This window comes from Sphingomonas sp. 28-62-20 (assembly GCF_002281505.1).
Map to the genome: position 1 here is coordinate 1 of NZ_NCGH01000012.1, position 13,259 is coordinate 13,259.

General features: G+C 58.1%; 10 protein-coding genes and 1 pseudogene. 4 read left to right on the forward strand and 7 right to left on the reverse strand.

All coding sequences use genetic code 11. From position 1 onward, the window contains the following. Positions 1-17: 17 nt before the first annotated feature. From B7Y43_RS11640 to B7Y43_RS11665, 6 genes and pseudogenes are all read right to left on the reverse strand, one after another. Positions 18-518, reverse strand: coding sequence for a class I SAM-dependent methyltransferase (locus tag B7Y43_RS11640; protein WP_374131827.1), 501 nt, complete (start codon positions 516-518; stop codon positions 18-20). Between the two features lie 114 nt (positions 519-632). Then, a complete protein-coding gene (locus B7Y43_RS11645; protein WP_374131828.1) occupies positions 633-1,247 on the reverse strand; it encodes an FkbM family methyltransferase in 615 nt (204 codons plus the stop codon). A 300-nt stretch (positions 1,248-1,547) separates the two neighbouring features. Then, positions 1,548-2,069: a hypothetical protein gene (locus B7Y43_RS11650; RefSeq protein WP_374131829.1), complete on the reverse strand. Its 522-nt coding sequence runs from the start codon at positions 2,067-2,069 to the stop codon at positions 1,548-1,550. Next, a complete protein-coding gene (locus tag B7Y43_RS11655; RefSeq protein WP_374131830.1) occupies positions 2,066-4,312 on the reverse strand; it encodes a glycosyltransferase in 2,247 nt (748 codons plus the stop codon). The genes B7Y43_RS11650 and B7Y43_RS11655 overlap by 4 nt, the downstream gene beginning before the upstream one ends. Next, a complete protein-coding gene (locus tag B7Y43_RS11660; protein WP_374131831.1) occupies positions 4,309-4,977 on the reverse strand; it encodes a hypothetical protein in 669 nt (222 codons plus the stop codon). Before B7Y43_RS11660 ends, B7Y43_RS11655 begins: the two co-directional genes overlap by 4 nt. 173 nt (positions 4,978-5,150) lie before the next feature. Further along, positions 5,151-6,062, reverse strand: a pseudogene (locus B7Y43_RS11665) (IS3 family transposase). A gap of 280 nt (positions 6,063-6,342) precedes the next feature. Here B7Y43_RS11665 and B7Y43_RS11670 point away from each other — a divergent pair. The 3 genes from B7Y43_RS11670 (at position 6,343) to B7Y43_RS11680 (ending at position 8,448) form a co-directional block, all read left to right on the forward strand. After that, positions 6,343-7,248, forward strand: a complete 906-nt coding sequence (locus B7Y43_RS11670) for an FkbM family methyltransferase (RefSeq protein WP_374131832.1) — start codon at positions 6,343-6,345, stop codon at positions 7,246-7,248. Between the two features lie 236 nt (positions 7,249-7,484). Further along, positions 7,485-7,964, forward strand: a complete 480-nt coding sequence (locus tag B7Y43_RS11675) for a transposase (protein WP_374131833.1) — start codon at positions 7,485-7,487, stop codon at positions 7,962-7,964. A gap of 46 nt (positions 7,965-8,010) precedes the next feature. Further along, positions 8,011-8,448, forward strand: coding sequence for a transposase (locus B7Y43_RS11680; RefSeq protein WP_374131834.1), 438 nt, complete (start codon positions 8,011-8,013; stop codon positions 8,446-8,448). 12 nt (positions 8,449-8,460) lie between these two features. Here the strand turns inward: B7Y43_RS11680 and B7Y43_RS11685 are convergent, their stop codons facing one another. Then, complete coding sequence (locus B7Y43_RS11685) at positions 8,461-9,135, reverse strand: class I SAM-dependent methyltransferase (protein WP_374131835.1); 675 nt, start codon at positions 9,133-9,135, stop codon at positions 8,461-8,463. Between the two features lie 610 nt (positions 9,136-9,745). On the opposite strand from B7Y43_RS11685, the gene B7Y43_RS11690 reads away from it, so the two are divergent. Next, entirely contained in the window at positions 9,746-13,138 is a 3,393-nt protein-coding gene (locus tag B7Y43_RS11690) for a glycosyltransferase family 4 protein (RefSeq protein ID WP_374131836.1), read from the forward strand. Positions 13,139-13,259 lie beyond the last annotated feature (121 nt).

Consider the following 13,259-nt stretch of genomic DNA (forward strand, 5'->3'; position numbering starts at 1 on the left):
AGCCATCGGTCGCATCCTCAACCTCTACTCACCACAGGAATGCGCCAATTATTTCGCCCCATGCGGATACGATGCAGCATGATCGAAAATCGCTCTAGGTTCCCGCCCGCTTTGAGCACGCGGTTCAACTCGCGGAACGTGGCCGACAGATCGATTGAATGTTCGATACAATGCGAACTGAAAACGGCATCGAAACTGCCCTCAGGGAAGTCGAGCTGGTCGTTGAAACCAAGGGCAAAGCTTGCGTTAGCCAATCCAACCTGATCGGCCATGGCGCGCGAACTGTCTACCGCAGCGGGGTCGACATCGAGGTAGCTATATTTCAGGCCGCGTGACTTAAAATAGGTCAGCAACTCCGGAAACAGGTTCCCGCCGCCAATATCTAAGACCGTGGAATTGTCGGCGATGAACCGACCGGCCTCCCTCCAGCGATCCATGTAGGCCAAATGTCGGGTGCGGATATAGGCATCGACATCGCCATGAGTGGCCTTGACGTTTTCGTACCAGCGGGCGGTCATGTCGGCCTGCCGCAGTCCGAAATTCAAACGATCGTCGATTGGCCTACTACTCCTTGTCGATTTGGCCCTGATTGGCGGGCCTGATTTTCATATGCGGACGAACAGGGCGTCAGTCTACTCCTGCGCCATCAGCCACTCGAATGATTCCGGATGCGCCAACGGGTCGCTGCGGATTTCGATCCCGTGCGGCGTAAAGCCATCTAGCATAGTGATGATTTCTGCAGAATCGATGCTAGCCTGCCGCATCTGGCCTTGCGACCATTCCATAATGAGATGCAGATCGGGACTGCGAGCAATTAGTTCGCGTGCGCCGCGCAGAACGCCAGCCTCATGCCCCTCGACATCGACCTTGAGCAGATCGACCACGACGCCTGCGGGAAGAACATCATCCAGCCGTACCGCCTGCACCACCCGCTCCTCGCAATCAAACGCATCCGAAGCAGAAAGGCTTGCATTGGCGCCGTGGCCGGGAGGAATATGTAAGGTGACGCTTCCGCAAAAATCCGCAACTGCAGCCTCGTGGAACGTAACAGGAGCCATTGACCAGTTGATTTCCAGATTGCGCCGAGCAAGCGCAGCGAGCTTTGGATTGGGCTCAAACCAGAAGACCCGCCCAGTGCTGCGATTGCCGATCAGGTTCGCACCCAGGACAGTGAAATATCCAAAATTCGCTCCGACATCGACCAATACCGTTTCCGGGGTGCACAGAAGATGGAACAGGGCCGACAACTCGTCTTCCCATTACCGATAGATAATTATCTTCGGTGTGATGATCAGATCGTCCGGATCGAGGAAGAACTTAACTCCATGGATTGTCTGGGTGAGTAGCGATCTATCCGCAAATGTTACCGCAAAGGGCCCGACGAGCAGGCGCTTTCATCGACCCGCGCGCAGACGTGGCCGATCTTCTGCTCGATCTGCTGCAATTTCTGCATGAGCTGCGTATACGCTTCATCGGGGTTTGAGACATCGGCCGATCCTGAAACGTCCCTACCGTTTCTCATCCGAGAAAAAAGCGTAATACCCAAGCTAATCGGTTGAAATGAATGACTGCGGCTCCGCGTTCAGCCCGCTTGCAGCCGAACGAAAGCGCGCAATATCTTCAGTAGCCCGCAAGCGGATGTCGATCGGTGCGACCTTCGGATCGCCAGCATCGGCCTGCACGCGAATGTTGACCGGCGCGTCTTCCGAGTCTCCGTCGGCGGCTCGCAAGCGGATGTCAATTGGTGCGGTCTCCGGTTCGCTAGCTGCTTCTGGCACCCCCGTCACGATCGCGCCCATCGATTGTCGGAGGCCCCGCCTCAGTGCCGGCAAAAGCACTCTCGATGTGGGTGCAACGCGCATTTGCGTCGGGCGCGTGACCGACTTGGCAGCCCCGCGGAAGGCCATCTGCGAGGTTGGCCAGCCAGAAAAAGATCCGGCCGTCAGCAACAGGTAAGGGAGCACTTCCCCCGGCTCGCTCAGCTCCTCGCACAGCTGGTCAAGGTCCTTGCCGCAAAGGTCGCCACCAGCCAGGCAGATGACGGATTGAAGCCAGTTCCGATCGATCATGTCCGTTCCTTTCGTGCCGCGACGACCTCACCGAAAAACTCAGCCACCAACCGGGCCATTTCAGGCACGCTGAACCGCTCCTGAAACTGGCTGTACGCGCCGCTGGTCAGCCGTTCAAGTTCGATCGGGTTTTCCGCGAGGCGCGTCAACGTGTCGGCCCCAGCTTCGACGAATTCGTTTTCGCTTTGAAAAAGGTACCCGGAAATGCCATCTTCAACCACCTCGGCGAGGCCGCCGATCGACAGGGCCAGCACGGGAGACCCGGCCGCCATGGCTTCGATTGCGACCAGGCCGAAGGACTCGAACCGGCTGGGCATGATGACGACATCGCTTTGCACAAACAGCTGATCGAGCCGTGCCCGATCCACGTCGCCATGAAATGCGGCATTGCGCAGGCTTCCCGGATCGACGCCGCTTTGGGCCGTCGCGCGCTGAACCGTCGACTCGGTTAGCTCGCATCCGGCAAAGTCGAAATGAATCGCCTGCTTCCCTGCGACCGCGGCCGCCATGCGCAGCGCAAGGTCATAGCCTTTGCGCGGCTCGAACCGACCGGCGAAGAGCACGCGGAGCTTTTTGTTCGAGCGCTTCCGAGCAATCTTTTCTGCGACGGTAAGGCCAGCTTCAGTGAGAATATCCGGTGTGCCGTGCTGAACAAGGCGGCAACGGTCGGAAATTTGCTGCCCGTATGCCTCATCGATTTCACGGACCACGGCGTTACTGTTGGCCAGAATTGCAGGTGCAAACCCCAGCGCCTTGGCCTCGGCCGCAATCATCTTGTCCACAAAGCCGCGGCCATAGGCGATTCTGGTGGTCCATTCCGGCTTGTACGGGCGGGCAAGGGCATAAGTGGTGTGAAGGCTTATCACGCTTGCGACGTCCGGATCATCGAGCACCGGCAATGCTTCGAGATCCCAGATCGGAAAAGAGACGAGATCGAGCCCGAATGTCTTTAGGAAGTCGATTTCACGAGAGATTGCGCTCATCCAGTCGGCAACACCGCTGGCCGGTACATGGTACTTCGCAGAGATTAAATCCGCACCCGCGGCGTCCCGCGCGACCTCATGATACCAGATGCCATTTTGATAACTTCGCGCTGGCTCATCTTTGGCCCGCGTGATGACATGCACATCAAGCCCCATGTTACGCAACCCAGCAGCGAGCAGGCTCGTCCAGCGGGCAATTCCAGCGTCATTTTCCGGCGGGAGGCCCTGCGACACGAGTGCCACGCGGAGCCGAGCGGGCTCCTGTACGGGCAGGAACTCCCCGGGCTTGCTGGCCAAAGAGAGATCGCCCCGCTCCTTGCCCTCGACAAGTGCCCGGTAGCTGGCTTTCAAGCCTGCCTGGGTTCCATGTTCGACGTCTTCGTCGAGACTGAGCCGATGTCGGTGCGAAATGTCACCATGGTCCTCCAGCCAAGCATTGGCCCTGAACAGTTCGTCTCGATAATCCTCGATAGTTTGCGCAATACTGCTCAATCCTTCGACTTGGCCGTGACGATTGGTGAAGTAGGTCTTGCTCACGACCGAAGGGTAAAGAGTGCGCGGCTTGCGATTGGCGGAGCGAGTGTGGCTCTCGGCGAACTGGTGGAAGATCATCGCTGCCGGCTCGTAGACCACATGCCAACCAGCATCGACCAGCCGCAGGCACACGTCGGTCTCATCAAGCAAGTAAGCAAAAGTGTGGTCGAACCCGCCTATTTCCTGCAAGGCGGCGAGGCGAAAACTCGAATTTGTCCCCAACAAGCTGGGATAGTACGGCGTTCCCGGAAAATTGAGGCTGCGCTCGTCGAAGAAATCGTCGACCAAAACCGCATTACCGAAGCGGTCGCATATCGTCTTGCGGACCTGCCAGCGCACCCCTGTGTTATCGACCGTGAAGCCGCCTACGCCCCCGATTGACGGGTCGGCATAATGGCGCGTCAGATAACGCAGCCAACGCGGGTGAGGCACCGCATCGTCATCGAGGAATGCCACAATATCCCCGGCAGCGGCCGCGATCCCCACATTGCGTGAAATCGACAGGTTTGCCTCGCTGCAGCGTAAATGCTTGATCTTGCCATGCCAGCCTTCAAGGATTGCTTCGGAGTTATCCGTAGACGGACCATTTACGACAATCAGTTCGAACGACGGGTAATCCAGCTGGAACACGCCACTTATGGCATCGCCCAGCAGTGTCGCCCGATTGAGCGTATTGATGACGATCGAGACCGACGGGGCCATTTCGTCTTTCAGAAATCTGGTCACAGTTCGCCTTCCCGGACAAGTTCGATCCAATCGCGGTTCGCCCGCTCGAAACGTGGATCACCGATCATCATCGCAAGTAGCGCGTCACAGGTCGCATTGGTGCGAAGCAATTTGACCATGTCTTGGTCGTCCATGCCGCCGACAAGCCAAGCCAGCTTGGCGAGCAGAGCTACGTCCGGCTGCGCGGGAGGCTGCTGCGCGGCCGGCCCGGGTCGATAGAAGCGGATTGGAAACCGGCCCTCGTCAGCGTTTTGACGGGCCATCACGAATTGCAGGTGCTCCACCACATCTTGCGGCCGGGCCCCGAGAGCGCATGCTGTGCGATACGCGATTTCCGCCCGCATGAAATTTTCCTGCTCTTTGGCCATGTGCGCAAGCTGAACCCAATAGGATCGCTCGTAAGGATAAAGCGACAGGGCAGCGGCATAACCTGCCTCCGCCGCAACCCAGTTGCCTTCGTCGCGCATCTTGTCGGCGGACCTAACGTGCGTCATGAACCTATCGTCGGACAGTGCCGCTCGCTGCGAAGATTCGATCAGTTGCCCACGGTTGGCAAAATCGACTCTGAGGTCAGGCGCAACGCCCGGCGACGCATTAACGTCCGTCGTTGCATTCCGGGCAAGCTTCTGCATTGAAGCAATCACGGCCTTGCGTGACACCGACATTTCTACGCTCCCTTTTGAACGATTGGTTCGAGCGAGAAGGTCACCCCGCCTCGGATCCTGAACGTGAGTTATTTCTCGATACTCCCTTGCGGCAAGTCAACACAATTTGCGAGCGGTAGCGCCCCGGTGTCAGTGGCATAGTTTGAGCTGCACCCGGTTTTGCGGACACGAGGTTAGGCTACATTAGCCTGCTTCTCGAAGTCCATGGGGCTAAGACACCCCAAGGTCGAGTGCCTGCGTGTCGGGTTGTAGAAGCGCTCGATGTAATCGAACACGACTGGCCGTGCCTGATTGCGCGAACGGTATGGTTTCCGCGCGATCCGTTCGGTCTTGAGCGAGGAAAAGAAGCTCTCCATCGCGGCATTGTCCCAGACGTTGCCGGATCGGCTCATCGAGCAGGTGACACCCCCTTCGACAAGCTCAGGACAGGAATGTCGGCCATCAGCCGCTGGAACTGCTCGCTGGTATATTGGCTGCCCTCGTTCGAGTGATGCAGCAGCGCGTCGGGCTTGCCGCGCCGCCAGATTGCCATCACCAACGCATCGGTGACGAGCTACGCCGTCATCGTGTCGCTCATCGACCAGCCGACCACCCGCCTCGAGAACAGGTCGATGACGGCCGCAACGTATACCCATCCTTCGGCCATCCAGATGTAAGTGAAGTCTGCCACCCACTTCTGGTTCGGTCCCTCGGCGGTGAACTGACGATCGAACGCGTTGCCGGCAATCACTGATCGCTGGCCTTCATCCCTGGGCAGGCCGCGACGCCGGGGGCGAGCCTTGCACCTCTGCGCCCGCATCAGCCGTTCGACGCGGTGCAGGCCGCCGCTTTTTTTGGATGTCGCGCTCCGCCGTCATCCCGGCCAACTCGCGGCGCAGCCGCTCAATCTCCTGTTGCTCGGGTCGCAGGTTACCATAGCCGGGAAAGGCCGATCCAGGATCGCCTTCAGCTTCGCGGATCCGCTTACGCAGCCCGTCCGCATGCACGTCGAAATCGCGCGCCGCCAGCGCTGCTGAAACGCCCGGCTCCAATACGAGCTTCACCGCCTCGAGCTTGAACCCCCGGCTGAACTTCGGTCGTTGCATCATCACCCTCCGGTTCCAAAAACACCTTATCTTGGTGTCCACGAAACCGGGTGCAGCTCATTCTTAGGTTGCACCCAGGAATGTACCTCGATAGAGTAGGGTGACCAGTCAGTCGCGGATTATGACCAGTCAGTCGCGGATTATTGGTTCTCCCAAACCCCCTTCATGTTAGAAAAAGGCAAATGCGTCTCACGGTGAAGTTTGGGACTAAACCCAAAATTACAATTGAACTGCTCAAGGCGCGCTGCCAGGAGACGTGCCGAAGCGTAGTGGAGATGTCATGAATTATTTTGATTTTATAACAAAAAATGCGAAAGCTGACAACTTCGTAAAGTTTGGGATGCGCCCTGCAGATATTCATGAATGTTACAGTCAGTTCAGTTATAGGGGGTTCGTTAACTGCGTAGCAGCAGATAATGAAGAGTCATTCGTCATGTTCACTAATGCAGACGACGTAGTAGCAGGATATTACTATTATTCCGGCCCGGGAAGCTTCGAGCATGGGACGTTGCGACTTTGGAGTCATCTTGCGAAGCGTGCATCATGGGTTTACGATATCGGCGCATTTACTGGTGTATTTTCGTTGGCTGCGGTTACAGCGAACCCTGAATGTTATGTGATGGCGTTTGAGCCGTCTTTCGTCACCTACAGCCGTTTACTTGTCAACATTCACGCCAATGAATTCAATGCTAGAATCGCCCCTATGCGATTTGGCGTCGCCGATACGAATGGTGAGTTGGAACTGCGCCATCCCTCAGGCGTATACGTCATGGCAAGCGGGGAGAGTTTTCTTGAATCGCACATTTCAGATCCTTGGTTCACCGAAAAAGTTCCAGTCATTAGCTTGGATCATATCCTTAATAATCAATCCGAATACATCAAAGAGGCCGTAATAGATTGCGTGTTTGATGGCGTCGATTTGTTAAAGATCGATGTGGAAGGCTTTGAAGCCAACGTCCTCAAGGGCATGCAAGATATTGTTCGTCAGCATAAGCCTACGGCAATCGTTGAAATTCTCGAAGACGCACATGTGACGGAAATTCTAGCGCTGTTTGGCCCGGGATACAGGGTTTGGCACATCATCGAAGAAAGTGGTGTCTTGTCTGAAACGCCCTCCGGTACAAACAAGCTCTTTATCCATGAAGATCGTCTCTCGCTTCTGGACGGATACGCCTCGGCGGCATAAGTCACGCGTGAAATTGCCTTACTCTCCCCACACGAACCTTTGTTATAGTATTGATAATGTAATTATCTTTCAGCACCCGGCCCGCGATTTTGATGTGCATACGAACTTGCTGCGCATGTGGATCCACGAAGCGGAAGGTGATCCTAGAGCAGGTTCAGGTTGAGCGGAATCGCGATGGGGGATCCCCTTTTGGCTGATCGTGTGATTCATAAGGAGCCGTCACGAAGGAGGCGGCGATGGGTTGGCGATCTGGGCAGAGTTATTCGCAGGATTTGCGGGATCGGGTGATTGCGGCGGTCGATGGCGGGATGCTGGTGCGTCAGGTGGCACCGCTGTTCAAGGTAAGCATCGCGTATATCTATAAGGCGTTGTTCCGGCGGCGGCTGACTGGCGACAGCTGCGTGAAGGCGAGGCGAGGACATCGGCCGCGCAAGTTATCGCCCGATCAGGAGCTGGCGCTGGCGGCGCATATCCGCTCGCAACCGGGTATCACGCTGACGCAGGCTCAGGCCTGGCTCGAGGCGGATCACGGCGTCACGCTGAGCACCGGCGGGCTGTGGAATGCGGTCCGACGTCTGGGCCAGTCTTTCAAAAAAAAGCCCTGCGGGCCGCCGAGCAAGATCGGCCCGACGTGGCAGCGCGGCGTAAGCTGTGGCGCGCCGCCCAGCCGTTTATTGATCCTGAAGCGCTCGTCTTTCTCGACGAGACCGGCGTGAATACCAGGATGGCGCGTCTCTTCGGCGGGGCACCGGTCGGCGAGCGATGCCACGACAGCGTCCCGTTCGGGCATTGGAAGACGATGACGTTCATCGCTGGCCTGCGTCTCTCGGGGATGACCGCGCCTGGGTGCTCGATTGGGCGATGGATGGCGACGCCTTCAAAGCCTATGTCATCCAAGTCCTGGCCCCGACGCTGCGGCGCGGTGATGTCGTGGTGCTCGACAATCTGCCCGCGCATAAGGTTGCCGGCATCCGCGAGGCAATCACCGCACGCCACGCCCAGATCTTCTACCTGCCGCCCTACAGCTCGGACATGAACCCGATCGAGATGGCGTTCTCCAAGCTCAAGGCGCTGCTGCGTCAGAAACCCGCGCGAACCGTCGATGGCCTGGTCGAACGGATCGGCCAACTCCTTGATCGCTTCACCCCTAACGAATGCGCCAACTTCTTCCATGCCGCCGGATATCAACGCTCAATGTGAAAATGCTCTAGGTCAAGTGATACGCCAGAGACCCAAGCTCTTGTCGCTCCACCTGCCTTCATCAGCGAGAAATTCTTCGCTAATAATCCGGTCCGCCTTGCCCAGATCAAAGTCTGACAGCTCCATATTCAGCGGTCGCCATAGCCAATCGGGCAAGCGATCGTTCTCAGAACGTTGCGTAAACGTTGTCGCCAATAGCCATTTTGCGCCGGATAGACGAATATTTGATATTGCCTTCCTGACATCGCTCGTCGGCATGTGAACCAGGCAATCGCGCACCAAAATCAAATCTACTTTTGGTAAAAACGAACTGCGCACGTCTAAATGGGAAAATCTACGCTTTTCACTGCCATATCGTTGCTGATTTTGAGCGACCAGTTCTGCGACAATATCACCTCCATGATAGTCTAGATCTAGACCTACTGCATTCATCCAGTGAAAATCACCACATGGTATATCCAGGATCGATCGAATATGAAGGGCTTCAATCAAAGGTGGCAAGGCCGCACGAATAGCCGAGGTATTATCCAAGGTGGAACCCTCCCCAGACACTGATTCCGAACTACCCCAATAGTTTGTACGAAAAATTTCTCCGAATACCTTCGCGGATTTCGTCCGTTCTACTTTTTTGTCTTTAAGGGAGAAGGGTGGCTTCAAGCTCGGTTGTTTGTTCTGCTCAAGCGACATTGTCCGGAAGGCCTATTGATTGCGCATGACCAACGGCAGCATTATGGTTAAAGGCTTTTGGATGCAACCTGATTTTGGTGCGGCGTTCGTTGGCTAGGTCGGCATCGGTGGCCCGGCGTGACTAGGGGTTCGCATCCACCCATTGGGACGAAATCAAAACAGATTTCAAGCTGCGTCCACCCAAGGTAACCAAGCCTCCGCTCCCGGCAAAATCTTCATAGCGTGTTCGGTAACAACGGCTCGATCACCGACCACTCGAAATCCGATAGCTCGTAGGGGCGCTGGCTCATCCTCAGCTCCCTTCACGAAGCTTGAATCAAACCTCGCGCCACATGGCTAGCGATTTATCAGTGCATGACCTAGGCTCAACCTAACGCAAAGCGCTGTCAGAATAAGCTCGGCAAAACTACCGGCCGGCCCCGACTTTAAGGAGGCGCGAATCCGTTCCAAAACTCCAATCGAATGGTGAATTCTAACGGATGCGATTGTTGTTTCAAGCGAGTGACATCCCGACAAGCGAAGCGCCATTGACGATTCGTTTACAGCTACCGAGGCCAGCCTAGAGCCTCCTCAGGTCGGATGACCGCAGGACATCGAGAGTAACGCAAAGATGCCCGAACTGATTGAAACCCAAGAAAAAGTTTGCGGCACTGTTTGTTTCGTCACGCTTGAAATCTATCCAACAACCCCGGGCGGCACCGGTGTTTTGATCGCGCAAACCGCACACGCACTACTTGAACAGGGTTATGAGGTCATATTTTTGTTCGGCGCGAGTAGGCAGGACGAGGACCGCTTTCGAAACACCGACCGCTTCCTCTTTCCGAATGCCGGTAATATTCGCTCCTATCACGTCTTGGACCTGTTGCCGGCTGAGGTTGAACTGCCGGACAATCTCCCCGACGACGTCTACCTTCTCTCGATCCGTTTCGCGCTTGCCCTGGTCGAGTTGACCCAGCGCCACCACATCGATCTCGTCGAGTTCTACGATTACTGCGGCCCGGGCTTCCATGCCCTCGCTTGCCCGGAGCTGATGGGTCAGGCGATGGCGGTACGACTGCACTCGACAATCGAGCTAATAGCACGCCGCGTACGGCAAACCCTGCCGCCGGAGCGCATGCTGCATTTTCACCAAGAGCGCGAACAGCTCCGACTTGCCGATGGGCTGCTGTATTCGGGCAAGTATTTCTACGAGCGCGAAGTGTGCGACATCTACCCATTCCTCGGCATTGAGGGTGCGCACGCCTCGCCGCCCCTGCTGCTTGGCTTCGCACCATGCCCGCCTCGCGCCGATGCGCGCGATCTACTATTCTACGGCCGCCTTTCTACACTTAAAGGGCTCGACACTTTCCTGCGCGGGCTAGCGCTGGCGATGACCGATCCCGTGTTCGAAAATTGGGTGGGTCGGATCAATATTGCTGGCGCAGAGGAAACCGTCGCCACTGGTCTGACACTTGACGAGATGCTCGCGGTTGTCCCCGAGCGGTATCGCGCCCGGCTGCACTTCCTCGGCCACATTAGTCATGATGAACTGCAGAAGTTATTGCCAGACGTTAGCTTCGCCGTATTCGCTAACAAACTGGAATCGTTTTGTTACGCTGCGCATGAGTTGCGTGTTTCGGGAACGCCACTGGTCCTGAATAGTCTACCAACTTTTCGCGATTTTTTCGACGACGGGCAATCAGCAGTGTTCTTTGACGGAACCGCAAGTGATCTGGCCCTCCAGATGCGGCGGCTCGCAGCGGATTCCGGCTTGCGCGAACAACTCTCACAGGCCGGTATCGTTGCCGCTGCTGCGTACTATCAGCACCACTACGACCAGCACCTTGCAGCAATCCGCCCGCGCCGCATCGCTAATCCTGCAAACGCGCTAGCGGTCACGGCACTGGTGTTCTCGACCGGTGATCTCGCTGCCGAGGCGCGGACGCTGGCTTCGCTCGAAGAATCGGGTGTAAATGCGATCATACTGCGCCATGACCGCACCGTCGGTTGGTCGATAGGGGGCAGCCGGTGGCGCAATGATTTCGACCAACCGCGCGCCGAGGTCGACATGGCTCAACTCGGCGAGGCGGTCATTGGCCTTCGCGCTGGGGAGTCCGTCGATGCGGGCTGGCTGGAAGCCGCGCGCATCGCCATGGCAAGTGACCCCCGGCTCGGTGCGATCGCCGGATGGCGGCTGACCTGTGAGGGGCTGCGCACAAGCGCCAGTCACCTGCTTCCCGAACTCGCCTTGAGCGAGCGAATCGGACTGGGCCGTCTGATCCGTATCGCGCCGGGGCTGCTTTTCGCAGAATTGGCAGGCCAGATGAAGCACGCCGGCGAAATCGGACTGCTACTCGCCGCCCGCAAAGCCGGGCTGGCGTTGGCCGAACTGCCACGTATTGCGCTCGATTCGCGCGAGGCCGTGGTCACGCCCGGCTTCGATGTTGGCATGGCAATGATCGCAGAAGCAGACCGGCTCGACAGCGCGCTGATGGCGCAATTACCCGCACTTGCCCGCAAGCACGCCATGGAACCGGTATTCTGGCGCGATGGTTTCACGCTCGGCGAGCCCGTGCGTGCGACGATGGCGCTAGAACGCGGACTTTGCCGGATCGTCGCGCGACCCGACCTTGCCGCCGGCGAAGTCGCGGTGCTGCGCGCGGTCCCGACGGAGGGCGAGATGCCCGCGCCGAAATCCTGGTGGGTCTTTACGGTTAAGCGCAGGGCTATCGCTGTCACTCCAGAGCCAGCAGCGGAACTTGTGTCAGAGCGCGGCTCGGTAACGTTTCCTGCTGGCGACGAGACCATGATCGTGCTGCGGCAGGGCCCCACGGAAGGTGTGTGCGAAATCGAATACGACAGCCGGACGGTGTTGGTCGATCTGCGGCGCGAGTCGGCGGCCAGCATCACGCTGCGACTGGGCGATTTTGCCAACTTGGACGAACCGCAAGCGTTGCCGCAAACGGCCAATCGCCAGGTTGTTTTGCGACTCGAAGCCAGGCTATCTGACGCTGCGGCGATCGCCACGCTGACGATCGCCGATCCCAAAAACTGGATCGCGCGGCGAGCAATACCTTTTGGATCCCCCGTGATTGCAACGGAAGAGTTGCTCGCAGAAGGGGTGTCTGCTGCAGTGGCGACGTTGTGCCGCTGGCAGCGGCAGCGTCGTGTCCGATCGCTGGCAATAGCAGTTGAGAGCGACGCCTCTTTCAAATTGCTCGACGCGTTGGTGAATGCGGGAGCGCGCGATGTTACGGCGTTGCTCCCCGGCCAAATCGAGCGTTTCGCCGGTGAGGGCGGCTATTCCGCTGCAACGATGGCGGCGAGCGCAGTTGTCATGCTCGCCCGCCATGCCGCCGATCGTGGCCAACCGCTCTCGGTCGCAGCCGAGGATGAAACGCTGGCCGATGCGATCGGACAGATCGACGCGCCGTTCCACCGCCTTGCGTCATCGTTGCCAACGCCGCTGTGGGCGCCGGACGGGCGCTCTCCGACGATCGCGGTGATTGGCGGTTCGCAAATGGCGCATGTCCGCACCCATCTTGTTGCTGCGGCAATGCTGCTGCGCAAGCGCCTCGGAACTGGCGTGCGTATTCTGCTGCCGGCTGACGAGTCGGCAGGAAGTGAACTGTTGGGCGAGTTTCAAGTGCTCGGGACCGAACGATTCGGCGATTTGGCAGAAATTGGCCAGGCGCGCGGACCCGCGGTAGCGCTGGCAGTCTATCCGGATCCGATCGTCGTCGAGGCAGCGTTCCAAGCCTCGGCGCTAGGCTATGCGCCGCTGATGGGACCAGCTTGCTTCCGCTGGGCGACCGACGGCCCCGAAGCCGCAGACGCGGCGCGCTTCCGAGTCAACTATTGGGATGACGCACAGACCATCGCCGCCGCTGCGCAGGCATTGCTCGATGACTGGTCAGCAGCGACCGCTTCCTGGGATCGCTTGCGCGATGGCGAATTGCATCGCCTCTCTGCCATGCGAGCTGATGTTTGGGGCGAGGCCGCCGCAGCCGAGTCGGCGGATTGAGCGCGATGCCGACCCTCCGTGTCGAAGTGCTTGGCCAGCAATCGAAGCAGGCGGGCGGGAGCGAGCTCATCGTCCTCGGCTGGAGCGCGCCGGGCGACCGCATCCGCTTCGACCCCGATCA